Below are 26,670 nucleotides of genomic sequence, written 5' to 3' on the forward strand. Positions count from 1 at the left end.
TAGATTATGATGAACCAAACTAATTCATTACCGCTTTTCAGTGATGGTGTGAGCTTAAATGAGCAAGAACTAATTGCTTGTCAAAGCTTATCGCGTGCCATACCCGATCGTAAGTCGCGGGCCAAAGCGGCTCTATCCGGTCACCGAAGCAGCCAAATAAAAGGCCGCGGCATGGAGTTTGCTGAAGTGCGTCATTACCAAAATGGTGATGACGTGCGAACCATTGACTGGCGAGTCACCGCCAGAACAGGCGTGGCGCATACAAAGCTATTTGTTGAAGAGCGCGAACGCCCTATTCTGCTATTAGTCGACTTAAGCCACAGTGCATATTTTGGCTCACAGTTATTACTACAATCTGTTCAGGTGGCCCATTTAGCCGCCACACTAGGTTGGAATGCCATTAATAACGGCGATAGGCTTGGAGCATTAATCGCCAGTGAAACGAATCACTTAGAACTTAAGCCTCGAAGTCGTCGTCAAGGTATTTTGCAGTTAACCTCAGGGCTAATTGATGTCCACCAACAACAATTAAATCAAATTAATCAATGGTCACCCGATCCAGGCCATATGTTTAAAGCCTGCCAACGTTTACAACGCATTGCCAAACCAGGATCACTGATTTGGATCATCACCGACGGTCAACACATTAACCAACAATGCTTAGCACCATTAACAGAGCTATCACGCCACTGTGACATCGGTGCATTTGTGGTAACAGACCCCTTAAGGCAAGGAACGTTAGCGTTACCGAAACAATTTGCTTTACCCGTTCGTGATGGCCAACAACAATTAACCCTAACTCGGCAAAGTTATGAGGCTTGGTTAGCCAATCAACAAGCACAGCAACAACAATTTTTTGCCTTAATGAATTTAATTAGAGTGCAACCCAGATTAATTGATGCTGCTAAACCGCTCAGTGCCCAATTGGATATTTTACGTTAAATGACCACGCCAAACTTACCAACACAAGCTATGCCAATTGATGCCACTGCATCTGCTTTGGCTCAATTGCACGATATTGTATTACCCGAGCCGATTAGCGCAATGCCTATTGCTCCTGGATATTGGATAATTGCAGCGGTATTAATCATCTTAGCCATCTGGCTGGGCAAGCGTTTATATAAGCAGCATCAATATCATGCGCCACGCAAAATAGCCCTAACGCTACTGAAAAGTTACGATATTAAAAATGATAACTTTGCAGCACAAGTTAATAGCCTACTCAAGCGTACAGCATTAACTTACTTACCACGCGAACACTTAGCTAAACTCAACGGTCAAGCTTGGTTTGATTGGTTAGATACTCGTCTCACGCCTGGGCAACAGCATAAAATAGGTCACTTACTTATTAAGCGCCATCAAGCGAGTGGTTTAGACCAAGCAGAAAAGTCCCAATTACAATATTTAGCAAAGGCTTGGTTAAGCAGTAAATGCGCTTTTAGTGATGCAACTTTAACATCCAATAATACACATCAGGAGGCCTAATGTTAGCATTTTACTGGCCATGGTTATTCATTTTATTGCCACTACCGTTGTTGATTAAGCGCATCAATTTAAGCAGTGTCGGCGGGCATTTACAGTTACCGGGCATCGCTACTACTGTTAATGTATCCAGCTCGGTAAATCGAAAAGGTAGCCGCAAACGTTATTGGTTAATGTGGATGTTATTGTTATTAGCTATCGCAAGGCCACAATGGTTAGGGGATCCTATTGAATTACCGGCAAAAGGCCGTGATTTAATGATAGCAGTTGATTTATCCGGCAGTATGCAAATAGAAGATATGGTAATTAACGGTAAAACCGTTAATCGGTTTACCTTAATACAACATGTGTTAAGTGACTTTATCGAGCGCCGAAAAGGTGATCGACTGGGGCTGATATTATTTGCCGATCATGCTTATTTACAAGCACCACTCACTCTAGATCGACGTTCTGTTGCGATGTTTTTAGATGATGCGCAAATAGGCTTAGTCGGCAAGCAAACTGCAATTGGTGAAGCTATTGCCTTAGCAGTAAAACGCTTTGATAAAATGGATGAAAGTAACCGAGTGCTAATTTTACTCACCGACGGCTCTAATAATGCCGGTAATATTGAACCTGAAGTAGCCGCCCAAATTGCAGCTAAACGTAATATCACTATTTACACTATTGGTGTTGGCGCAGAATTATTAGAACGTCGAACTATTTTTGGTAAAGAACGCATTAACCCATCGATGGATTTAGATGAGGATCAACTCAAAAAATTAGCCAGCATGACCAAAGGTCGTTACTTTAGAGCACGAAATAGTGAAGAATTAGAAAGTATTTATCAAGAAATAGACAAGTTGGAACCGGTGAGCCGAGATCAATTAAGTTACCGTCCCAAAAGTGAACTGTTTTATTGGCCATTATTAATGTCATTATTGTTAAGCTTTTTAATCAGCTTGCAACAGCAATGGCCTAATCAACTATTGCCTAAAACCAAGGAGGCTGATCAATAATGATACACTTTATTCGTCCTGAATGGCTATTAGGCTTTATTCCTGTATTAATGTTAAGTGGCTTATTTTGGCGTAAACATAGTCAGCAATCGGCATGGAAACAGTATATTGCCCCGCATTTAAGCCCGTTATTGATTACCCAAACTGTTGAGAAAACTCATCAACCTAAATGGGCACTTATTGCCAGTTGGATAATTGCCGTGATTGCACTTGCAGGCCCGGCGTTAAATAAACAAAACCTGCCGGTATTTGCTACCGAACAAGGTCGAGTGCTTATTATGGATATGTCTCAGTCTATGTATGCCACAGACTTAAGCCCTAATCGCTTGTCCTATGCTAGATTCAGAGCCACTGACTTACTAAACGAATTGAAAGAAGGTGAAACAGGGCTGATAGCCTATGCAGGTGATGCTTTTACCATTAGCCCGTTAACTCGTGACAGTGGCACTATTTTAAACTTACTACCAACGTTATCACCCGATATTATGCCAACCAAAGGATCTAACTTAGCGGCAGCGTTATCAATGGCAGAAAATCTGTTAGCTCAGGGGGGGCATGTCAATGGCGATATTATTGTCATGACCGATGGTATTTCTGCACAGCAATTTAATCAAGCCACTAAAGCACTTAATAGCCGATACCGTTTATCAATCATGGCTTTTGGCAGTAAGCAAGGCGCGGCAATCCGTTTAAGTGATGGCCAATTATTACGTGATAACAGTAACGAAGTGGTAGTGGCTAAAACCGATTACGGACTGTTACAGCAGCTGACTCAACAACATAATGGGATCCTGGTTCCTGCCCAAACTGATGGCAGTGATATTTCTACCCTCACCCATTGGCTAGCGTCTGATGGTAAAGCGACCGAAACAGAGCTAGCAGGTGAAGCTTGGCAAGATCTGGGTCCATATTTAGCCATGTTATTAATTATCCCGATGTTAATGAGTTTTAGGCGAGGATTATTATCGCTTATGCTTAACCCTGCACTGCTTCTCTCTACGGCAATAGCATTTAGCCTAACTCACAGTCAACCAGCACAGGCCTCTGTTTGGCAGGACTTATGGCAAACCAAAAATCAACAAGCTGAATCAGCTTTCCAACAAGGTGAATTTACTCAAGCGGCTGACACATTCAAAGACCCACAATGGCGTGCTTCAGCTCACTATAAAGCAGGCGATTATCAGCAGGCATTAACAGAGTTTGAACAAGATAACAGTGCTCAAGGTTTGTATAATCAGGGTAATGCGCTGATGCAGCTAAAAGATTATAAAGAAGCAATCACTCGTTACCAAAAAGCCATTGCAGCACAGTCACCTTTTAACGAGGCAGAAAAGAATTTGGCCTTAGCTCAACAATTGCTTGCTCAACAGCAGCAACAAGAGTCATCTGAGCAGCAATCTGAGCAATCAAAACAAGAGCAATCAAAACAAGATCAATCAAAACAAGAGCAATCTAACTCTGATAATGAAAACTCACCATCAGAGCAATCTTCTGCAGATAAAAAAGACTCACCGCAGTCAGAGTCCGACGAGTCGCAGTCTGATCAACAGGAAAACCAGCAAGGCCAGAGCTCTGAAAGTCAGTCAGACACTAACAGTGAAAATTCATCTGCTAGCGATCAGCAACAATCATCGGATCAGCAATCTAAAACAGATCAAACATCAGACGCCGATCAACAGCAAAACACTCAGCAATCTGAATCAGCAGAGAATGATCAGCAACAAAGTGACCAACAACAAAATAGCTCAGAGCCACAATCATCACCAACATCCGATGATAGCAAGCCCTTACAACAAGGTGATGTAGCACAAGACACACCAGCAAGTAACGAGTCAAGTATGCAGGCTAGTGCAAGCGAAAATACCGACCAACAAGCTGATAACAAGCAGGAGGTGAGCCCGGCTCAGGCTTCTGCTCAATCAGGCACTGACAGTACCTCGCAAGATAAAGCGTCAGAAATGGTCTCTGCATCGCAAGTTAATCCAGATTCGCTTCCAGCAGATATGGAAAGAGCGCTACGCGCTATTAACGAAGACCCGCAAGTATTGATCCGCAATAAAATGCAACTCGAATATCAAAAACGTCGTCAAAACAGTCAACCACCTAAGGATAATGAACAGTGGTAATTAGAATTTTTTTTAGCTTATTGCTATTCGTCATTACAGCTCCAGTATTTGCCATTAGCCAAGTACAAGCAACCATAGACCGCAACCCAGTTGTTGCGGGTGAATATTTTGTTCTGGATATTATTGCCGATGACGATCTTAATGCAGGCGCATTAGATACCTCGGTATTACTCGATGACTTTATTGTCGGTAGAACCAGTGTTGGCCGCAGTACTAAAATGATTAATTTTGACACTTCAAAAGAAACGCGTTGGCAGGTATTATTGTCACCTAAATTATTAGGCAACGTCACTATCCCAGCATTTAACATTAAAGGCGTAAGTTCAAATCCAATAACCTTAAAAGTCATTCAACAAGGTTCCACAGCCGACGAAGTACAAAACGTATTTATTAATATTAATACTATTGCCTCAGACGCTTATGTCGGTCAGTTGATCACCTATAAAGTAAAATTATACCTTGCTGTAGAATTGCAGCGCGGGGTCTTAAGTGCCCCTGTGATTGAAGGGGCGCAAATAAAGCAAATAGGCGAAGACAAAGATGGCAGTGAAATTGTCGATGGCCGCCGTTTTAGAGTTATTGAGCGAACCTACGGTATTATTGCCGATCTACCAGGTGAGTTAGTTATCAATGGCGCCAGTTTTTCAGGTGATGTACTTGTAGAGGCCCAAAGGCGCGGAGGTATGTTCGGTTTTAACGAAAGTCGCCCGATGCAAACTGAAGCCGAAAGACAGGTTATTCAAATTAATCCTACGCCGCCAAGCTACCAAGGAAAATGGTTAGTCAGTGATATTGCAGTATTGAAAGAAACATGGCCAGAAGATGTTAGCGAATTTGAAGTGGGTAGCCCAATTACCCGCACCATTAGTTTACTAGCATCAAACACTGATGACACCAGCTTACCAGACATCGATATTCCACTAGTAGAGGGCTTAAAAGCCTATCCAGAAAAGCCATTAAGACAAACCTTTGTTCGCGACAATCAAGTAGTATCACAATACACTATCACTACCGCTATCGTACCAACAAAAGCGGGTACTTATACTTTACCTGAGATACGGGTACCTTGGTGGAATCCACATCTTAAACAGCAACAATTTGCAACGTTACCAGAACGTACAATCAATGTGATAAGCAGTACGACAACGACAACTGATATTCCACCAGCAAATAGTTTTAGCAGTACCGTTCAATATAGTGGATATTGGCCGTACCTAAGTGCAGTTTTGGGTCTATTATGGCTCATCACCTTAGTATTATGGCGAAAGGCCGCATCGGTAAACCGCACCTTGCCACAATTTGATACTGATAATAAAAATCAGAAAACACCTCGAAAGACAGCAACAACGGGACTCAATGCCATTATTCATGCATGTGACCGCAATGACAGCAGTGGTGCGATTATCGCAGTACAAGCCTACTTTAGTGAACGCTTAGGTAAATTGATGACACTGACTCAAATTAGTGGCTTGTCTGAGCAACTAACAATTGCGATAAATAAATTACAAGCAGATAAATACAGTAATAAGCCACAAGCAATTGATAAAAAGTCGCTTATGGATGCCATTTTGGCTTATCAACCATCCAATGCCAGTAAAAAATCGTTAATTGCAGAGCTTAATCCCTAACCTCAAAAAGCTAAATAGCAGGCTGGTTCTGCTATTTAGCTTGCTATTAATCTATCCCCTTTTTAAGCTGTTACATATTATTAACTCAAAAAAGTTAAAAAATGTTTGATTACCTGCGAAAGAAAAAGTCCGAACCCGCGGTCTTATCTGAGATGCTAACAAAACAACGACGATACGACAGCCTTGTCAGGGCTCTTCATACCGACATATTTCGCTACGCCTTTTGGTTATGTGGTGATAAACATGTTGCAGAAGATATTACTCAAGAAACGTTCTTAAGAGCTTGGCGCTCTTTGGATTCTTTAAATGATGATAAAGCCGCTAAAGCTTGGCTAATTACTATTTTAAGACGGGAAAACGCCCGACGTTTTGAACGTAAGCAATTTGACTACAGTGATGTGGAACAAGATTTACTTGAAGATGTATTATCGACAAGTCATGAAGAAGACACTGAACAGTATTGGTTGCGCCGTCAAATTGGTAAACTCGATATTGAATACCGAGAGCCTTTGTTATTGCAGTTGATTGGCGGGTTTAGTGGTGAAGAAATTGCCACCATGCTCGAACTTAATCGAAATACGGTAATGACGCGCTTATTTAGAGCCAGAAACCAGTTAAAAGACGCTCTCGAAGCACCAGAGGTAAGAGGTCAATCAAATGGATGATCTACAGTTTCGTCGCCAAGCATACGGTGACCCCAATAATCGGTCAGATGAGTTTTTAATTCATTTAGCTGAAAATGAAGACGATGCAAAATTTGTCAAAGACCTAAAAGCATTTGATCGTAAGATTACTCAAGCACTCAACATTAGTGTTCCTAATGATTTGGCTGATAAATTGATTTTACGACAGCAATTGAGTCAGCATCAACAAAGTAAAAAACAGACTCGTTATATGATGGCGATGGCTGCATCAGTGGCTTTTATCGTCGGAGTCAGCTTTAGCTTATTGCGCTTTACGCCTGTAAACTTAGGCGAAAACTCGCTAGCGCATGTTCACCATGAAACCAAAGCATTAATCATGGAACAGGATATTGGATTTAATGATGTCAATTTTAAACTAGCCAGTTTAGATGGATTAAGTGAGTCGAAATTTATCCAACAACCTGGGCGCGTGTTTTATACCTCGTATTGTGATTTTCAAGGTGTGAAATCATTGCATTTAGTCATGGCCGACGAGAGCGGTAATAAGGTCACCTTGTTCATTGTTCCTATAGAAAGCCGTATTGTGTTAGAAGAAGCTTTTGCTGATAACCAATATAAAGGCCAAAGTTTTCAAACAGCCGATGCCTATATGGTATTGGTTGGAGAACCCGCTTCCGATCTTGATTTTATCAAAAAAGAAGTTGAAAACACCTTTATTTAATCACTATTTGTGACCCACTAAATCCGCTACTTCATTGAATAGCGGATTTTTTTATACTTGAATAATTCAAAGTGTGCACTCTGCCTAACTTCTGCTAGCATATCTATCATAAAAATAATCTCTTGGAAGCTCCATGGATATTCAAACACCAATCCTCATTACCTTTATCGGATACTTAGCCTTAATGATGGGTATTGGCTACTGGGCCTACCGCAAAACAGATACAGTCGATGACTACATACTCGGCGGACGAAAAATGGGCCCCGCGGTAACGGCACTGAGTGTTGGTGCATCTGATATGTCAGGTTGGCTATTACTGGGTTTACCCGGTGCGGTATATTTAAGTGGATTAGGCGAAGCATGGATTGGTTTTGGATTGGTGTTCGGCGCCTGGCTTAATTGGCTACTAGTTGCTAAACGTTTACGGATTTATACCCAAGTTGCTAATAACGCCTTAACACTCCCCGACTTTTTTGAGAACCGTTTTAATGATGCTCATGGACTATTAAAATTAGTCTCTGCGTTAACAATTCTGATCTTTTTTACCTTCTATGCATCTTCAGGTATGGTTGGCGGTGCCATATTATTTGAAAAAGTCTTTGGTCTCGATTATACCGTCGCGTTATTAATTGGCTCATTTATTATTGTTTCTTATACCTTTGTTGGCGGTTTCTTTGCTGTTAGTTGGACGGATTTTTTTCAAGGGTGCTTAATGTTAATCGCATTAATCATTGTACCAGTATCTATCTTTAGCCAACCAGACACACAAGCCGGTTTTAAACAAATCGATCCTGCTATGCTGTCATTTATCAATGACAATACCACGGTTATTGGTCTTGTATCCTTACTGGCTTGGGGATTAGGTTACTTCGGCCAACCGCATATTTTGTCTCGGTTTATGGCCATTGCTAGCCCAAAAGATTTAGTCCTTTCTCGGCGTATCGCCATGACTTGGATGATAGTATCGCTGGTGGGTGCGTTAGCAACAGGCATTGCTGGCAGCCTTTATTTTGCCGCTGAACCTCTTGAAAATTCAGAAACGGTATTTATTCACTTAGCCCATGCTGCATTTAATCCTTGGGTTGGCGGTTTACTCATTGCAGCCATTTTGTCTGCCATCATGAGTACCATCGACTCACAATTGTTAGTCTGCTCTAGTGTAATCACAGAAGATTTCTACCTTAAATGGTTACGGCCTCAAGCCAGTAGTAAAGAGTTAATCTTAGTAGGTCGCATTGGCGTTATTGCCATCGCATTAGTGGCTGGAGTTGTTGCACTTAATCCTGAAAGCAGTGTACTAGGCCTTGTCAGTTATGCATGGGCCGGGTTTGGAGCAGCATTTGGCCCAGTAGTATTGTTATCACTTTTTTGGCAGGGCTATAGCCGCAATGGTGCAATTTCAACTATTTTAGTCGGTGCAATAACCGTTGTTATTTGGAAACAAATGACCGGCGGTATTTTTGAGCTGTATGAAATCGTTCCGGGGTTTATTTTCGCAATGTTAGTCGGCATCATTGTGAGTAAGATATCACCTCCGACACAGAAAACTATCGCTGATTTTAACGCATTTCGAGCATCTTTAAAAACACAATAACCCTCACGAACGGTTTATTACGATAATATGAATAGCCTTGATAATTCAGCCTCTTTGTAGAGGTTGAATTAGCCGCTTTATGATTATTTATCCCACTTAATCCGACGAAATCAGCGGTAAAATACCAATCCATTGTTACAGTCAATTAAGTGTTGGCTAACAAGTAAGCGTCACTAACCTCATGCCGTTTTTCCTTAACATCCACTATGAATAAACTTTAACTTAAGCTAATCATACCGTTAATGGCGGTATCTATCGGCAGTAAAATTTACATATACTGCCATGCTATCAAACACCTACTTCACCATTAAAAACTAGAATTAACTTAATATTAACAACAACTAACATCTGGTCGGAGTTGTTACATTGTTCACACTTACCTAAGATGCCCTAAATTTTAACCGTCAAATGCTTAAAGTGAATAAACTTTGTGCAAAAACGGTAATAATAAATGGGACATAATAATGAATAAATTCCACAAAACCCTCATTGCTACCGCGATAGGCTTAGTTAGTGCGCAAGCATCAGCTGCCGGTTTTCAGTTAAATAGCCAATCAGCTACCGGTATTGGCCGTGCAATGGCTGGGGATGCTGTTATTGCTGATAATGCTTCAGTTCTATCTCGCAACCCTGCAGCAATGGCTCTTTTTGATGAAACATCGTTATCTTTAGGCGTGGTTTACGCTGATATCGATGTGTCTGTATCGGATGTAAAAGGTAATTTTGGCGGACAAGATGTTGCTTTTGGCAGTGAACACAGCGCAGCTGAAGCTAAGGTAATCCCTAATTTTTACTACATCAACCCAATTAACGACAAAATGGCGTTTGGTGTTGCGGTATTTAGTAACTACGGCACAGGCACCGATTTGGGTGACTTGGCAAACAGAACACCTACCATTAGCGGCAATGCAGTACCACTGCCACCTCCAGTAGACTTACTCGGTAATACCGAAGTAGTTACCATTAACTTCAACACCAGTATGTCTTACCGCGTTAATGATGAGTTAAGTTTTGGTTTTGGTCTTGATGCAGTTTATGGCAGCGGAACCCTAACTCGTACAAGCGAAAACCCACAGATTGGTAGCCTAGTTGATGTCGATGCTGATGGTTGGGCTTTAGGTGGGATAGTTGGTGCGGTATATGAAGTAAATCCAGATAACCGCTTTGGTTTGAGCTATCGTATTAGCCCAAAACTGACTGCTAAAGGTGATGTAAATTATCTTTACACTGAATACAATGAAATTGATATTCCTATTGCTGATATTGCTCAGTTTGCAGGTTTCCACCAGCTAACAGATAAATTTGCGGTGCATTATACTGCGCAATGGACTAATTGGAGTGCATTCGACAAAATCGTGGTTAAAGATGGTGCCAATGGTGTCGACCAGGCCGATTTGAAAGAATATCACTGGAAAGATTCATGGTTTTTAAGTTTAGGCGCTACCTATAATCTCACTCAAGATTGGACTTTACGTGCTGGTGTAGCAAACGATCAAGGCGTCGTTAATCAGCATTCATCATTATCGATCCCTGACTCTGATCGTACTTGGTATACCGCAGGTGTCAGTTACGACTTAAATACAAAATCGAGTGTTGATTTAGGTATCGCTTTTGTACGTGGAGAAGATGTTACCGTACTAGAAGATAGTAATCTTCTTGCTCAAGTACCTGGTTATGGTAGTGAGATATCAGCACAAACGCGCTCAAACGCCGTTTATTACTCAGTACAATATAACTACAGTTTTTAATGGTCAGTGGCGAATCAATACTGTTTAACCATTAATATTGAGTATTTTGTTATTCCATTCACCACGGACTAACAAAACATCACCCTGACCAAGCAAGCCGCCTTTTAGTGTTAATAGGCGGTTTTTTTATGCGCGTAATATCATTAAGTTCTAATATATAAAATAATTCTAATATATCAGTTGCGTAACAGGTTAAAGTCCATTAGAATTTTCTTATAGACTTCCAGCTAGGCTATCAATATGTCTCACTTATTCAATACTTTTTTTCTCGGTGTAATACTCACCACAATGGCTTTACCTTATGCTGTGCAGGCCGACGATGTTAAGACATTAACGTTAGCGTACTCAGAGCAATACCAAGCACGTACATACGATGCAAAAATTGAAGCCATTAAAGCTGCTACCGTATCAGCACAAACCTCAGGACGGATCATTAACATCTACTTTGATGTTAATGATATCGTTCCTAAAGGCGCACCATTATTAGACATCACCAATAAAGAGCAAGGCGCAGGATTAGCAGGAGCGGAAGCGGAACTGGCCAAGGCAGAAGCGCTAAATAGTGAGGCGCAAGCACAATATGCTCGCTTTAAAGCGCTATTTCCAAAAGGGGCAATATCAAAAGGCGCTATGGATGAAGCCACCGCCAAGGCAAAATCGAGCAATCAAGCGGTCAGCGCTGCTCAGGCACAGTTAATTAAAGCAAAAGAGAGCTTAAATTATACCGTCGTCAGTGCACCTTTTAGTGGCAGAATGACACAACGTTTTGTTGAACAAGGTGAAACCATATCTTACGGCCAAGCGTTATTCTCTGGCTACGATACCGAGCACCTAAGAGCAGTATTTCAGGTACCACAACAAGATGTTACTCAGCTGCAACAACAAGCACAAGTATCGATTCAACTGCCAAACGGTAATGACATTACTGCAAATGATATTAACGTTTACCAGTTTGCAGACCCACTTACTCACCAACATCAAGTACGAGTTAATCTTGACGCCAGTAGTTTAGAAAATGTCATCGTGGGTCAATGGGCTAAAGTAAGCGTTAACTTTCCCGCCCGAGCCAGCTTGATAATCCCATTATCGGCCGTACATCAAGTTAGTGACTTAACCTCTGTGTATCGCAAAAATGACCATAAGATAGTATTAAACCAAGTCCGAATTGGCCGAATAGATCGTCAACAAAATACTGCAGAAGTATTATCCGGTCTTATGGAAGGTGATGAAATAGTTATTGATGCAGGGCGTTATTTAATCATTACCTCTGCAGAAAAAACTCAGGAGTAGCCCGAATGACAACACCTAACGATCCAATTAAGCTCGGCATTTCAGGCTCAATAGCAAAGGCGTTTCAGCAAAGTGCCATCACCCCTTTATTGGCTATTTTAGGCTTATTACTCGGTCTTTTTGCGGTAATTATTACGCCCAAAGAAGAAGAGCCACAAATTGATGTCACTTTTGCAGATGTGTTTATTCCTTATCCTGGTGCCACGCCGACAGAAGTTGAAAACCAAGTCACCCTGCCAGCAGAACGCATTATTTCTGAAATAAAAGGCATTGATACCCTTTACTCTTTTTCCCAGCCAGATGGTGCGCTGATTATTACGATTTTTGACGTTGGTGTTCCCCGCGATGAAGCCGTGGTTAATTTGTATAATCAACTGTATTCAAATCGCGATAAATTTAATCATGCGGCGGGCATTGGCGAGCCATTAATCAAACCCCGAGGCATTGATGACGTACCAATAGTCGGGTTAACGCTTTGGTCTCAAGACTCAAACATCACCGCAGAGCAGTTAACCTTGGTTGCATCGGGCTTAGAAACCGAACTAAAACGGATACCGGGTACGCGTGAGATTTATAGCCAAGGTGGCCACGAAATGGTGTTAAATGTGCGAATTGATCCTGTCAAAATGAACAGTTTCGGCGTAACGTTTAACGATATCAGTGCCGCTTTACAAGATAACAACCAGCTGTCAACACTCGGTTCGATGACACAGTTTAACCAAGAAATAAAACTGCAAACCGGGCAGTTTTTACGTTCACTTGATGATGTCAATAATTTGCTAATTAAAGTCAATCAGCCCGAGTCTATAACGGATAGAAGTTCATTTCCCCGTGCAGTGTATTTATCCGATATCGCCAATGTAAGCCTTAAAAGTGATATTCCAAAACAGCACGTATGGCATGTCACCGATAAAGGAACTTACCCAGCAGTTACTATCGCAATAGGAAAACAGGCCGGCACCAATGCTGTCGATATTGCTGATGCAGTGTTAGCTAAAATCGATGCTGTCGATAACGTCCTTATTCCTAATAATATCAATGTCGCTATCTCTCGCAACTACGGTAAAACGGCTGGCGATAAATCAAACACACTTATTTTTAAATTGATTTTTGCTACCTCGGCAGTGGTCCTGTTAGTGTTATTCACCATGGGAGTTCGAGAGTCAGCCGTTGTGGGCGTAGCCATTATCATAACCTTGGCCATTACCTTATTTGCATCTTGGGCGTGGGGATTTACCCTCAACCGTATTTCATTATTTGCGCTTATTTTCTCCATTGGCATCTTAGTTGATGATGCTATCGTCGTTGTAGAGAACATTCATAGGCATATGGCGATAAGTGATAAACCCATTAGCGAGCTTATCCCTCATGCCGTAGATGAAGTTGGTGGGCCAACCATATTAGCCACCTTTACCGTTATCGCGGCCCTATTACCAATGGCATTCGTATCAGGGCTGATGGGACCATACATGAGCCCTATTCCGATTAATGCCAGTATGGGAATGATTATTTCGTTATTAATCGCCTTTATCATGACCCCATGGTTAAGTAATAAGTTATTAAAACCACATAAAAAACCATCTAAATCAAATAATGCCGCCACTAAACTGGGTATAGCCGTAGAAGATGACAATCGATTAACCCGTTTATTTACAAAAATAATGAGCCCTTTTTTAATTGGCGAGCATGCCTCAAAAGCGCGTAAAGGTTTGGCTTTAAGTATTACATTATTAATTGCCATTGCTATTGCCTTGCCGGTGATGCAAGCGGTGATATTGAAAATGCTGCCATTTGATAATAAGTCAGAGTTTCAAGTGATGGTCGATATGCCAGAAGGCACGCCAGTAGAGCAAACTCAAAGAGTACTGCAAGATCTCAGTCAATATCTCACCACGGTTGAAGAAATTGAACATTTACAGTTATACGCAGGAACTCATGCTCCGATGAATTTTAATGGTTTAGTTCGACATTATTTTTTACGCAGCAGCCAAGAGTTAGGTGAGATCCAAGTCAACCTGGTGGATAAGAAACATCGCGACCGCGACAGTCACACCATTGCATCATCTGTACGTGAGCCATTACAACAAATTGGCTTGCGCTATAACGCGAATATTAAGATTGTTGAAGTCCCTCCTGGACCACCTGTTTGGTCACCCATCGTTGCTGAGGTTTATGCGCCTAACACCGAGTTACGTGAACAAGCAGCCAATGACTTATTGCAACGTTTCAGAGATACCGAATACGTTGTTGATATGGATATATATTTGCCTGCACAACAACAAAAGTGGCAAGTGATTATTGACCGCAATAAAGCCAGCCTGTTAGGGATTTCATACACCAGAATCGTCGATACGATTAGCACTGCTGTTGACGGTAAGGATGTGAGTTATTTACATCAAGCGCAATTAGCGCATCCCACACCGATTAGAGTACAACTCGATGAAGCGGCAAAAGTAGACTTAACGCAAGTGCTGTTATTACGCCTACCAACACAATGGGGTAAAACAGTGCAATTAACAGAACTTGTTACGATAAAACAGCAAGTTATTGATGCGCCAATCATCCACAAAAATATGGTTCCCATGATCATGGTGATTGCCGATATGGCAGGGCCAACAGGCAGCCCTCTGTATGGTATGTTTGATATGGTGAGCCAAATTAATCAGCAAAATGAACAAGGTGACTCAAGTTATCCGATTCAGCAAAATCTGGTTAATCAGCCAGACGGATTAACTGACGTATCTATCTTATGGGATGGTGAATGGAAAATCACTTATGAAACCTTCCGCGATATGGGCATTGCGTATGCGGTAGGTATGATTGCGATTTACTTACTGGTAGTAGGTCAATTTAAATCTTATATCGTACCGTTAATTATTATGGCGCCCATTCCGTTAACCATCATTGGTGTTATGCCAGGACATGCTTTGTTAGGCGCTCAATTCACGGCCCCATCGATGATAGGCATGATTGCACTGGCGGGCATTATTGTCCGGAACTCTATTTTACTGGTAGATTTTATTAATCAACAAACAGCTGCAGGCGTGCCACTAGAGCAAGCGGTTATTCATTCAGGCGCAGTACGAGCAAAGCCAATTATGTTAACAGCATTAGCGGCGATAATTGGCGCATTATTCATTATTGATGACCCTATTTTTAACGGCTTAGCCATCAGTTTAATATTTGGGATTTTTATCTCAACAATTCTAACCTTAGTAGTGATTCCGGTGTTGTATTTTTCAGTGATGAAACATAAACATCTGTAAATAGTATTATTAACTGGGCAATGCCCAATAAGGAGCAAAACATGTCATTAGAAAGAAGTATTATTGCCTTTGGCGGCTTTATGGTTTTACTATCAATAGTGTTAACCGCAACAGTAAGCCCACATTTTGTCTGGCTAACTGTATTTGTAGGCGCTAATCTATTTCAAAGTGCATTCACCGGCTTTTGCCCTGCTGCGATGGTAATGAAAAAATTAGGCATCAAAACGGCAGCAGAAATAGCCTTAAGTAAATAACAAGGAAATTATCGTGTTTAAAAAATCTATGCTGTTGTCTGTTCAATCTATTTTGGCGCTATTGGTTTTATTAACGGCATCATTAATGCCTACGTGGGCAGCAGAACAAAATGCCAGTGTTGCATGGGAAAAAATAGACCGCGGTGTGATGTTAATCGATGTGCGCACTGCCGAAGAGTTTGCTGCGGGACATATTGACGGTGCAATTAATATCCCATTCGAGAACATTGTATCTGAGTTAGCAAAACGTAATATCACTAAAGACTCTGAAGTGGTCCTATATTGTCGCAGCGGTAACCGTAGTGGTGTAGCACAGGAATCATTAGTTAAACAAGGTTACAGCAACACGTATAATGCAGGTGGTTTTGATAATATAATATCAGCACGATAATCTTTCAAAAAATAAAATCACAGGCTTAAGTTTGTGATTTTATTTTAATAACTCAACAGTTCAAAAATCAACCACTTCATTGTCGCTAAGGCATTATCCCATTTTAATATCGTTCATCCGCCCTTCGTAAACGATTACTTACACTCAGCATTAGCTAATTATTTATTAGCATAAACAACTTCATTTATTCACTTCCATGTTAAGCGCTTACATTTTGTTAACCCGGCTAAACATAACCAAATAAGGTTCGTAGCACCAACTCCGCATCGACTTTAAATTCACAAATAAAACATAAAAATTCACTTAAGTATCATAAAAAGTACTTGTACACCTAAAGGGTCGATTAACAATCTATTTACATTATATAAAAATATGGTTACCTTTTAATCAGATAGGCAAAATAAGCTTATCATAATACATAATTATGAAAGACATTACGTCACCCTGAATAACATGGAAGATAATATGAAAAAGCATAAAAACCCAGCTGTCGTGCTTAGCATGACAGCTCTGGCCTTAGCCATTTCAACTCAAGTCAATGCAGCTCCTACTCCTTTTCAGCTGTCTGCAACCAACCAACAAATAGAACAACAATCTCCGTTGCCTAAACGTTATATCGTTAAATTTAGAAATGATAACGCAGCGCAAACCTTCAGTAGTAGTTCTGCAATACAAAATATCGATGTTGAATCAGAGACAAATAGTATGTCTTATGAGCCTCGCTCAAATGAAATATTCAGCCAATTTCGTGCCTTGAACAGCGTAAAAGCACGAGAAATGAAACGTGTTGGTCGCAGCAATAGTTACTCAGTAAAACTGGACTCACCTTCTATTAAAGCATTACGTTTACGTCAAGACGTTGAGTATGTAGAGGAAGATTTACCCCGTAGACTGCTCGCAGAAACAACACCTTGGGGACAAACTTTTGTTGGCGCAACAGTACTGAGCGACAGCCAAGCGGGTAATCGCACAATTTGTATTATTGACTCTGGTTACGACCGTAGCCATAACGATTTAAATGCAAACAACGTCACAGGAACCAATAACTCAGGTACTGGTAACTGGTATCAGCCAGGTAACAACAATGCCCATGGAACTCATGTGGCAGGTACTATTGCAGCTATTGCAAATAATGAGGGTGTGGTCGGGGTTATGCCTAACCAGAATGCCAATATTCATGTGGTAAAAGTGTTTAACGAAGCAGGATGGGGCTACTCATCATCACTGGTAGCCGCTATCGATACTTGTGTTAATTCAGGTGGTGCAAATGTAGTGACCATGAGTTTGGGGGGCAGTGGTTCAACCACAACCGAGCGCAATGCATTAAATACTCACTATAACAATGGTGTGTTATTAATTGCAGCAGCAGGTAATGCTGGAGACAGTTCTTATAGCTATCCGGCTTCTTATGACAGTGTCATGTCGGTTGCTGCGGTTGATAGTAACCTCGATCATGCCGCATTTTCACAATACACAGACCAAGTTGAGATTTCGGGCCCCGGTGAAGCAATTCTGTCAACGGTGACAGTGGGTGAAGGACGTTTAGCCGATATAACTATTGGTGGTCAGTCGTATTTTAATAATGGTGTAGTACCACATAATCGCCTGACAACATCAGGAACCAGTTATGCTCCAGCCCCTATCAATGCTAGTGCAACAGGTACATTAGCTGAATGTACCGTCAATGGAACCCGTTTTTCATGTGGCAGTATGGCTAATAAGATTTGTCTTGTTGAGCGTGTAGGTAACCAAGGATCAAGCTATCCTGAAATTAACGCTGCTAAAGCATGTAAAACCGCAGGGGCTAAAGGTATTATTGTTTACAGTAATACTGCTCTTCCTGGGTTACAAAATCCATTCCTAGTCGATGCTAACAGTGAAATTACTGTTCCTTCAATGTCAGTGGATAGAGCAACAGGACTTGCACTTAAAGCTAAGTTAGGTCAATCAACCACTGTAAGTAATCAAGGTAACCGAGATTATGAATATTATAATGGTACTTCAATGGCCACACCGCATGTTTCAGGAGTTGCCACATTAGTATGGAGTTACCATCCTGAATGTAGCGCAAGCCAAGTTCGTGCTGCACTTAACGCCACTGCAGATGACTTGAGCATTGCAGGCCGCGATAACCAAACAGGTTTCGGGATGGTGAATGCAACAGCAGCAAAGGCTTACCTAGATGAATCATGTACTGGCCCAACAGATCCAGGTACTGGCTCTGGTGACAGCGTACTTGAAAAAGGCGTGGTGAAAACCGGTTTGGCTGGCGTAAAAAGTGATGAGCTATATTTTTCGTTAGACGTACCTGCTGGCGCAAAAGACTTAAGCTTCACCATGAGTGGCGGTACAGGCGATGCTGACTTGTATGTGCAATATGGGGCATCACCTACTAGCAGCAGTTACGACTGTCGTCCTTGGAAAAGTGGTAATGCGGAATCTTGTCCCATTGCTACACCACAATCTGGTACTTATTATGTAATGGTACAGGGCTATAGTGCCTTTAATAGCGTCAATTTAGTAGCTAACTACAGCGCAAGCAGTACAAGTGGTGGCAATACAGGTGGCCCAGCTAGTTACAGCAATACTGGTAATTATACGATTCCAGATAATAATACCAGTGGCATTACCAGCCCTATCACCGTTAGCCGTACTGGCGATTCAGCAACAGTATCGGTATCTATCGGTATTATTCATACTTATATCGGTGATTTAAAAATCCAGTTAGTGAGTCCTACAGGTCAAACTGTTGTACTACATAACAACACTGGTGGTGGAACCGATAACTTAACCAAGACTTATACTGCAAATATGACTGGTGTCGAGTCTAGCGGAGTATGGACATTGAAAGCCGTTGATAATGCCCGACAAGATACTGGTTATATTGATACTTGGAGTTTAAGCTTTCAGTAATACTCTGTAGCCAAATACAAAAATAGCCACATAATTGTGGCTATTTTTTATACTTTTATCATGAAATTCTACACATTAAAAATGAGGCTGTGGGGTTTGCAATACCGCTGGCTGCTGAGTATTAGCAATAACCTTAAATATTGATGCAAATGAGTTTGGAGTACTAACATCAACAGCAAGCTTTAATCGTCTGGCAATATCATTAGCAGATAATACACCACGGATAGCATGATTTTGACGATCAACGACTAAACAATGTTGCTGGCCTGCTGATTGTAATGTCTCAATCACATCACCAATACGAGCATAAGTTAAATCTTCAAAATCAATCGCTTTAAGGTCTTCTTTAGGGATCATAAAATCAGCAACACTTAAATGATCACGCTGATGCCCAGCTGCGACACGTTTTAATATCTCTTGATTATGTAAAGACTCAAAACTGATTAAGCCCATGAATTGATCTTTATGATCTATCACTAATTTAAGACGTACATGCGACTTCTGCATTAAGTGTTCAACCTTAACCGCCGATGTGCTCGATTCAATAACCATAGGTGTCACTTTCTTAAAATCAGTAAACACGTTTAGGGCAGAAGACAATACAGATATGTCTTCATGAGCTTCAGGTGAAGTTAATTCATCAATTTTTTCTACTGGGTATAGGGCTAATTTTTTCACAATAACATCCTTAATCAACAACCATCGCAAAACCAAAACACCATAATTATCAAATACTTATATATTTACGTAGTGTTCATTAGATGAATCAATTATCTGCCTGTGTTTTTATTAGTACAAGACCCATTTGATTAAACTTAATTAATTTTCACTAAATTAAGGTTCAATTCACATTGCTATGAATGAAAGCATGCTAGCTGCTAATATTACGTGATCTCGATCACTTTAAGCTTTCGGGTTCGATTAATACGCTATTATTTGCATCAGAAAACCACACTTGCCCTTCGCTGAGACTAACTTGCAATGCCATGTTACGATTAACAAATACTTCCAACTGTTTGATCGCATCTTCAGGGAAATTAATTACACTCAAATTATCGTAACGAGCAAAAGCTTGTTGGTTTTGTTGCCACCAAATAGGCACACTCCGGCCACCATAAGTATACAAAATAACTTGTTTTGATCGACCACAAGCTTTCCTGAGCCACTTTTCATCTGCTTGGCCAAATTCAACCCAAAGATCGATTTCACCACTCAGACTTTTATCCCAAAGTTCTGCTTCGTCATCAACGCACAATCCTTTACTGAACACTAATGTTTCCGATGCATTTATGGCAAATGCTAGTAAACGAACCATCATGCGCGTATCCGTTTCGGATGGGTGCTGGGCTAAAGTAAATTGATGATCGGCATAATAATGACGATCCATATCTGCTATCTGCAAAGAGACTTTAAAAACGGTAGCTTTAGCGGCCATGGAAGATTCCAATCAATATAAAAAAACCGAGTCTACTACAAAGTAGACTCGGCATAATAAAATATCATCTTTAAGGTGTTAAATAGCACCAGGTCGTAGATGTTTTGCCATTGGGAAATGTGCACCAAACTGACTGATTTTAGCTAATGAAGACACAATTAATATACGACTACCATGTTCATATTGCTGTGTAATATCACTTAATAATGGCACTATTTCTCTGCTTGCATCGCGCCTTAATAATTCATTAATCTCGCCATCGAGCGGGTTATCACTGTAAACCACATCTAAAGTCTGTAACAAAGGCATTGCAGCAATGGGCAATAAATGCGCCGGTGTATCTTCAATTAAGAGAGTAATGTCACCTTTAACACTCAAGTTATCAAAAGCATCAAGGTAATGCTGCTCAGTTAACCGATCAAATTTATCTTGGTTTATGGTAAAAAACCGTTCCCAAAATAAACGTCTATCTTTACTCGCAAGTAATTTATGTTGTACTTCTTCCCGTTTACTGGCAACAAAATCAAATAATGGCGCTAACGATGGCGGAAGCATGGTTTCAAGCCGAGAACGAATCGTTCGAGCAAAAACTGGGGCTGCACCAGCAGTACTTATCGCAACCACCAATCTGCCTCTATCGACAATTGAAGGCGTAATAAACCGGCAAAATTTAGGGTTGTCGACCACATTAACCCAAATGCCACGCTCAGTGGCCAATTCTGCAAAATCCATATTCAACTGCTCATCGGCAGTGGCAAGGTAAATGATATCGACATTGGCAATATCATCACTGCACACTTCGCGGCGAGAAAGCTGGATCCGACCTTGAGAATGATATTTTTCAATATCACTCGCTACTACAGGTGCAATGACGTGAATATTAGCATCAGTGCGTGACAATAAATCAAGTTTACGCGTAGCGACTTCACCAGCGCCAACCAATAACACCTGTAGACCTTGAGTATCAACAAACAACGGAAAATATTGCATTATCTACTCAGTCTTGAATAATAGGAAATTGATGTTGTATCCATGCGCGGTATCCACCGACCATGGAAGCTACTTGCATGTATCCCATAAGCTGTAAATTGTAAGCTGATAATGCAGCTCGCTGACCTGCGCCGCAATAAAGCAATAATGGGGTATTTTTGTCAGGAAAACGATGTTCTATATCACGCTCAATAATGCCACGGCTTAGGTGCTTTGCTTTGGGTAGATGTCCTTGCAACCACTCATTATCTTCTCGTACATCGATTAATTGCCATTGGTCTTGTTGTTGATATTGTTCAATGGTTAATAAGCTGACATGAGGCATTACAGAATCAACTAAACTGGCGAATGCTGGGGATGCTTGCATAGCGTTTCCTAAATTTGGTGAATCACTCATTGGTGATAAATTAGCACTAAATACGTGATAAACCTTAAAGTGGTTTATCACGCCTTCGATAAAAACCTTATACGAGTAGTTATTCGTTATGCATTTCACTTCGTTGAGAACTACATTGCCAGCACAACTCAAAACTACCTTCGTTGATTTCATGACATTGAACACATTGCCATTGAGGCTTTTCGATATCGAGTGAATCAAGTAAAGTTTGAGCAGCTACAAGTTGACTATCTGCAACCCATAACTCAACTGTCTGCATTTCAATAGGCAACCCCCCTACACCGCCAATGAGCGCTTCACCTTTAAGATCGACATCTATCCCGCTCGTTTCCAGTAGCCCTTTCCATGTATGAGCCTGTAGTAAATTACCACCGGCCAATAATACTTTTCGTTGTTCCATACGTTATCCTACTGTATTGCTCTTGCTGGCAAATGTATTTTATCCTACTGCCTCAGCAGAAATCTGTCGAGTCTTGTTTGTGAACTATAGACCGATGCCAATTCGTATCAACTAATGAGGTCTAGCGACCTATTAGACCAATTGGACAAGTGAGACATTTAGCATAAACAATTAATATGTTAACTTTATAGCCGTCATCTGTACTCAATAACATCATTAACATCATTAACATCATTAACAGGAGTCTACATGACAAAAATAGTCTTAAAAGGAGTATTTCAAATCACCACTTGGAATGAATCAGCTTATGCAGAACACATGGATAGTAGCAAGCAAACAATAGCCGAGATTACCCAAACATATTCTGGCGACATTAGTGGTTCGGCTAAAACTCGCTATGTCATGTCGTATCAAAAAGATGGCGCTGCAGTATTTGTAGGGATAGAACACTTAACCATTAGCACGCCTGAAATTGCCGGCACCATAGTGCTACAACATAGTGGCCGATATTCACAAGGTATTGCACAAAGTCAATTCAGTATTATTGAAGGATCTGGTACCGACAACCTAACTGAGTATATCGGTCATGGGGAGTTTATTTCTACCGAAAAAGGCCAAGCGGAATATATTATTACATTCACTCTAGTTTAATAGTAACGCTTAATGAGGTTACGACAGTACCTTCAATCATCAGGGACTAAGTGAGACTCGTTTCTTCATTATAAATTGATACATTATAGGTAACCGATGATTCAAATTGGGATTTAACAGATTTGCCTATAGCAAGCTATTTTAACCTGTATTGACTGATAATAACGAATGCTTCATTGTGAATACCTCTTTAGTAGCATTAAAGAATAAGTTAATACTCACTATCTTTGTTGCTGCACAATAAACTGTAAATAAAAGCATTTTATTTACAGAATTATCGCCAATTTATACATAAAACAGATAAACGGCTCATATGCTTAATTGTTAAAAATCAACATTTACTCTACACTCTAAACCCAATATGAGACCGAGTATATTACTTAAAAATATGCAACTCTCTCTCATTTAACCTCATATTAACTTTCTATTTACTGATTAAGAGTCCATACAATGCGGATATCAAAAGTAATCTTACTTATTTTAGGCTGTTTAGTAGGATTATATCTTTTAGTTATATTAACGCTAAATCAAAGTTTACATGCATTTAACCGCGACAACACTAACGTCAACTTACAACAGCTAGAGCAAAGTAGTGTTACCCCGTTAGTTAATCATTGGGCTAGTTTGTTACTAAATTATCAAGTAGTTAGTGACAATCAAGATACATATGCGGTGATATCTAAAAATGGCAATCAAATTAGAGTCGTTAGCATCGATGATATAATCAATAATATGATGCTATTTAGCAATTTACCGCTGCTTCTTTTGGGACTCTTTACTATTACAGTGCCGATATACATCAATCGCCGCCATCAAAAAACAACCATAAGATCACTAGAAGTATTAAACGATGAAACCAATAGACTATTAGCCTCATTTAACATCAGTCTGCCTAAAATAGAACAACAAAATGTTATTTCAAAACTGAGTTTTGCTCTCGTTGAGCTTAATAAACAGATTAATGAGCAACATCACAAAACATTTATTAGTCAAAGCCAAGATAAACTCACAGGATTGATTGATCGCCATGCTTATTTGCATCACCTACAAACTCAACTTGAACAAGCTCAAAAATTAAATAAAAGACAAGCTCTGCTTTTTATCGACCTTGATGGTTTTAAACAAGTTAATGACTCATTCGGTCACAGTTTTGGTGATGAAGTCCTTGTCCAAGTAGCACAAAGATTAAAAACCGTGGTCAGGAATCAAAATTTAAGTCATTTTGCGCCAACACTAGGGTTAGAGCTGAGCTTATCTAGACTCGGAGGTGATGAATTTTCAATCTTTATCGAAAACCTTGAAGATGAAAATTTACCTATTGAAGTCGCAAAAAATGTCTTACAAGAAATTGAAGGTGATTTTTTATTGGGCAATAAGTTAATTAAAATCGGCGCTAGTATTGGTATTGCGGTATATCCAGATAGTGCAGCAAATCCCAATACATTATTACAAATGGCCGATGTTGCTATGTACCGTGCAAAAACAGATGGTAGAGGTATATACCGCGTTTATTCGCCTGAAATGGGCAATAAAATGCGTCGTTATCACTATTTACTCGAAGAAATTCGTCTCGCGATGGCCAGTCAAAACTTCACATTATCATTTCAACCCATTGTTAATGTTAATGACTTTAGTATTGATTATTTTGAATGTCTAATCCGTTGGAACCATCCAATTGAAGGTTCTATATCACCAGCTGAATTTATTCCGATCGCAGAAGACTCTAATTTAATTTTAGAGCTCGGCAATTGGATATTATTGGAAGCCTGCCGTCAAATGGCTGCTTGGTATAATGCTGGAATGAATAAAGTCAGAATTTCAGTCAATATTTCTGGGGTGCAATTAGCTCATATACCTCTGCATGATTGGGTAATGAATACCTTAAATAAGGTCGGTTTACCCGCAAAAGCATTGTTGCTGGAAATAACAGAATCTTGCTTTATTGATGCTTCAGAGCAAGTCATTTCGGATTTAGAAAAACTGCGTCAAGCCGGCGTGTTAATCGCTATTGATGACTTTGGAACTGGCTTCAGTTCATTGTCAACATTAGCAAATTTACCTGTTGATGTAATAAAAATTGATAAACTATTTATCGATCAAGCTAACATCAACCCTAAGTATGAAAAAATATTAAATTCTATAAGTGGCTTGGGTAAAACTCTCGACTTAAAGATTGTAGCTGAAGGTGTTGAAACGGCTGCACAGTTTGAACTCGTTAAAAAGATGGGCATTGATTGTATTCAAGGCTATTTAATTAGTCGTCCTGAAACATCAAAAGATGTAGGCAGTAAAATGATCAGCCAAAATATTAATCATATTGCAATGACCGGTACTGGCGTATATGCACCGCAAACTTCTGAGGCTCCATTAGCTCACGTGCAACTGAGATAGCTAAGCTGGTAATGTTGAATGTTGAATGTTGAATGTTGAATGTTGAATGTTGAATAATACATGCAGCCCTGACAATAGACTAATGACAAATAGAAAGAGTAAAACAATAATCAATAAAACTACTAGCATTCACATAAGTCGTTTAAATACCGATTTTGGTACATTTAAAGTTACGCTTAATCAAAACAATATTCTGGTACTAACGTCAGTTGAAATATTGAGTTCTGATGGCTGGGAAGCTTTGATCACTGATCCTGAACAGCAATGGTACAAAACATTACTCAGCGCTTGTGAGGATCATTTAACAGGACAGAAACGATAATAGGATTGTGATAAAAAGAAACCCCAGCATAGCTGGGGTTTCTTTTTAGTGATCAATTTTAATAATGCGTATTAAGGCATCATTGAAGGCTGATCTGCCCCTTCTTTTTCAATCTCTACCGGTAACATATGCTCACGATTGATACCCAATTTAATGGCTAAATAACTGGCCACGTAAATCGATGAGTATGTACCCACAAAAATACCTAATAGCAATGCAGTCGCAAAACCATGGATCATTGTGCCGCCTTTTAAAAACAGCGCAATAACGGTAATTAATGTAGTACCAGTGGTAATAACAGTACGGCTCATAGTCTGAGTGATTGAAGTATTCACAATCTCTACAGGAGTGCCTTTACGCATTTTAAGGAAGTTTTCACGGATACGGTCATACACTACGATAGTATCGTTAAGTGAGTAACCAACAACCGTTAACAAACCAGCCAATACAGTCAAGTCAAACTCGAGTTGTAATACCGAAAACACCCCTAAGGTCACAATTACGTCATGAGCTAGCGCCGCAACAGAACCTGCTGCTAAACGCCATTCAAAACGAAACGACACATAGATAAGAATACAGATTAAGGCCACAATAACCGCTAAGCCGCCCTGTTCTGCTAACTCTTTACCTACCTGAGGTCCAACAAACTCAACTCGCTTTTGAATCACGCCGGCATCAATTGATTGCGCAGCACTTAATACAGCAGCAACCTGCACATCACTTTTTAGCTCATTTCTTACCGGTAAACGCACCAATATATCGCGGCTTGAACCAAAGTTCTGTACTACCGCACCTTCAGCTTCCGCTGAAGTCATCGTCGCGCGTAGCGCACTCAAGTCAACCGGAGCTGAAAACTCCATTTCAACAACAGTACCGCCGGTAAAATCTAACCCCCAGTTAATGCCTTGTACGCCTAGCGATACAAAAGAAGCAATAACAAGGATAAGCGACATTACACTAATAGGAAGTGCGTGACGAAGGAAGTCGACTGTGTTCTTTACTGAAAATATCTGCAACATATTCAACTTC

General features: G+C 40.4%; 22 protein-coding genes. 16 read left to right on the plus strand and 6 right to left on the minus strand.

Going from position 1 to position 26,670, the window contains the following annotated elements:
- Positions 1–6: 6 nt before the first annotated feature.
- From EGC82_RS15220 to EGC82_RS15285, 14 genes are all read left to right on the plus strand, one after another.
- Entirely contained in the window at positions 7–942 is a 936-nt protein-coding gene (locus EGC82_RS15220; protein WP_124731513.1) for a DUF58 domain-containing protein, read from the plus strand.
- On the plus strand, positions 943–1,485 hold the full coding sequence (locus EGC82_RS15225; protein WP_124731514.1) for a DUF4381 domain-containing protein: 543 nt from the start codon (positions 943–945) through the stop codon (positions 1,483–1,485).
- Complete coding sequence (locus EGC82_RS15230) at positions 1,485–2,480, plus strand: vWA domain-containing protein (protein ID WP_124731515.1); 996 nt, start codon at positions 1,485–1,487, stop codon at positions 2,478–2,480. The genes EGC82_RS15225 and EGC82_RS15230 overlap by 1 nt, the downstream gene beginning before the upstream one ends.
- Complete coding sequence (locus EGC82_RS15235) at positions 2,480–4,606, plus strand: VWA domain-containing protein (RefSeq protein WP_124731516.1); 2,127 nt, start codon at positions 2,480–2,482, stop codon at positions 4,604–4,606. The genes EGC82_RS15230 and EGC82_RS15235 overlap by 1 nt, the downstream gene beginning before the upstream one ends.
- Complete coding sequence (locus tag EGC82_RS15240) at positions 4,600–6,234, plus strand: BatD family protein (RefSeq protein WP_124731517.1); 1,635 nt, start codon at positions 4,600–4,602, stop codon at positions 6,232–6,234. The genes EGC82_RS15235 and EGC82_RS15240 overlap by 7 nt, the downstream gene beginning before the upstream one ends.
- A gap of 101 nt (positions 6,235–6,335) precedes the next feature.
- Positions 6,336–6,899: a sigma-70 family RNA polymerase sigma factor gene (locus EGC82_RS15245; RefSeq protein ID WP_124731518.1), complete on the plus strand. Its 564-nt coding sequence runs from the start codon at positions 6,336–6,338 to the stop codon at positions 6,897–6,899.
- Complete coding sequence (locus EGC82_RS15250) at positions 6,892–7,599, plus strand: DUF3379 domain-containing protein (RefSeq protein WP_124731519.1); 708 nt, start codon at positions 6,892–6,894, stop codon at positions 7,597–7,599. The genes EGC82_RS15245 and EGC82_RS15250 overlap by 8 nt, the downstream gene beginning before the upstream one ends.
- 133 nt (positions 7,600–7,732) lie before the next feature.
- Positions 7,733–9,193, plus strand: coding sequence for a sodium/proline symporter PutP (gene putP / locus EGC82_RS15255; RefSeq protein ID WP_124731520.1), 1,461 nt, complete (start codon positions 7,733–7,735; stop codon positions 9,191–9,193).
- Between the two features lie 464 nt (positions 9,194–9,657).
- A complete protein-coding gene (locus EGC82_RS15260; RefSeq protein ID WP_124731521.1) occupies positions 9,658–10,941 on the plus strand; it encodes an OmpP1/FadL family transporter in 1,284 nt (427 codons plus the stop codon).
- 240 nt (positions 10,942–11,181) lie between these two features.
- Complete coding sequence (locus tag EGC82_RS15265; protein WP_124731522.1) at positions 11,182–12,231, plus strand: efflux RND transporter periplasmic adaptor subunit; 1,050 nt, start codon at positions 11,182–11,184, stop codon at positions 12,229–12,231.
- Between the two features lie 5 nt (positions 12,232–12,236).
- Positions 12,237–15,497, plus strand: a complete 3,261-nt coding sequence (locus EGC82_RS15270) for an efflux RND transporter permease subunit (RefSeq protein ID WP_124731523.1) — start codon at positions 12,237–12,239, stop codon at positions 15,495–15,497.
- Positions 15,498–15,538: 41 nt separating this feature from the next.
- Positions 15,539–15,751, plus strand: a complete 213-nt coding sequence (locus EGC82_RS15275) for a YgaP family membrane protein (RefSeq protein WP_124731524.1) — start codon at positions 15,539–15,541, stop codon at positions 15,749–15,751.
- A gap of 13 nt (positions 15,752–15,764) precedes the next feature.
- The gene (locus tag EGC82_RS15280; protein ID WP_124731525.1) at positions 15,765–16,142 is read left to right on the plus strand and encodes a rhodanese-like domain-containing protein; all 378 of its coding nucleotides are present in this window, start codon (positions 15,765–15,767) and stop codon (positions 16,140–16,142) included.
- A 465-nt stretch (positions 16,143–16,607) separates the two neighbouring features.
- Positions 16,608–19,055, plus strand: coding sequence for a S8 family serine peptidase (locus EGC82_RS15285; protein WP_124731526.1), 2,448 nt, complete (start codon positions 16,608–16,610; stop codon positions 19,053–19,055).
- 75 nt (positions 19,056–19,130) lie between these two features.
- Here EGC82_RS15285 and EGC82_RS15290 read toward each other — a convergent pair whose 3' ends face one another.
- From EGC82_RS15290 to EGC82_RS15310, 5 genes are all read right to left on the minus strand, one after another.
- Positions 19,131–19,733: a CBS domain-containing protein gene (locus EGC82_RS15290; RefSeq protein WP_124731527.1), complete on the minus strand. Its 603-nt coding sequence runs from the start codon at positions 19,731–19,733 to the stop codon at positions 19,131–19,133.
- Positions 19,734–19,953: 220 nt separating this feature from the next.
- On the minus strand, positions 19,954–20,490 hold the full coding sequence (locus tag EGC82_RS15295) for a YaeQ family protein (protein ID WP_124731528.1): 537 nt from the start codon (positions 20,488–20,490) through the stop codon (positions 19,954–19,956).
- A gap of 78 nt (positions 20,491–20,568) precedes the next feature.
- Positions 20,569–21,480: a precorrin-2 dehydrogenase/sirohydrochlorin ferrochelatase family protein gene (locus EGC82_RS15300; protein ID WP_124731529.1), complete on the minus strand. Its 912-nt coding sequence runs from the start codon at positions 21,478–21,480 to the stop codon at positions 20,569–20,571.
- Positions 21,481–21,487: 7 nt separating this feature from the next.
- Positions 21,488–21,847: a rhodanese-like domain-containing protein gene (locus EGC82_RS15305; protein ID WP_124731530.1), complete on the minus strand. Its 360-nt coding sequence runs from the start codon at positions 21,845–21,847 to the stop codon at positions 21,488–21,490.
- 109 nt (positions 21,848–21,956) lie between these two features.
- Positions 21,957–22,277, minus strand: coding sequence for a putative signal transducing protein (locus tag EGC82_RS15310; protein WP_124731531.1), 321 nt, complete (start codon positions 22,275–22,277; stop codon positions 21,957–21,959).
- 249 nt (positions 22,278–22,526) lie between these two features.
- On the opposite strand from EGC82_RS15310, the gene EGC82_RS15315 reads away from it, so the two are divergent.
- Positions 22,527–22,928, plus strand: a complete 402-nt coding sequence (locus EGC82_RS15315; RefSeq protein ID WP_124731532.1) for a DUF3224 domain-containing protein — start codon at positions 22,527–22,529, stop codon at positions 22,926–22,928.
- A gap of 450 nt (positions 22,929–23,378) precedes the next feature.
- On the plus strand, positions 23,379–25,319 hold the full coding sequence (locus EGC82_RS15320) for a putative bifunctional diguanylate cyclase/phosphodiesterase (protein WP_124731533.1): 1,941 nt from the start codon (positions 23,379–23,381) through the stop codon (positions 25,317–25,319).
- A 393-nt stretch (positions 25,320–25,712) separates the two neighbouring features.
- On the opposite strand, the gene secF is transcribed toward EGC82_RS15320, so the two are convergent.
- Positions 25,713–26,660 carry a protein translocase subunit SecF gene (gene secF, locus EGC82_RS15325; RefSeq protein WP_124731534.1) on the minus strand — a complete coding sequence of 316 codons (948 nt, stop codon included), beginning with the start codon at positions 26,658–26,660 and terminating at the stop codon, positions 25,713–25,715.
- Positions 26,661–26,670 lie beyond the last annotated feature (10 nt).

It is taken from the genome of Shewanella livingstonensis, assembly GCF_003855395.1.
Classification (GTDB): domain Bacteria; phylum Pseudomonadota; class Gammaproteobacteria; order Enterobacterales; family Shewanellaceae; genus Shewanella; species Shewanella livingstonensis.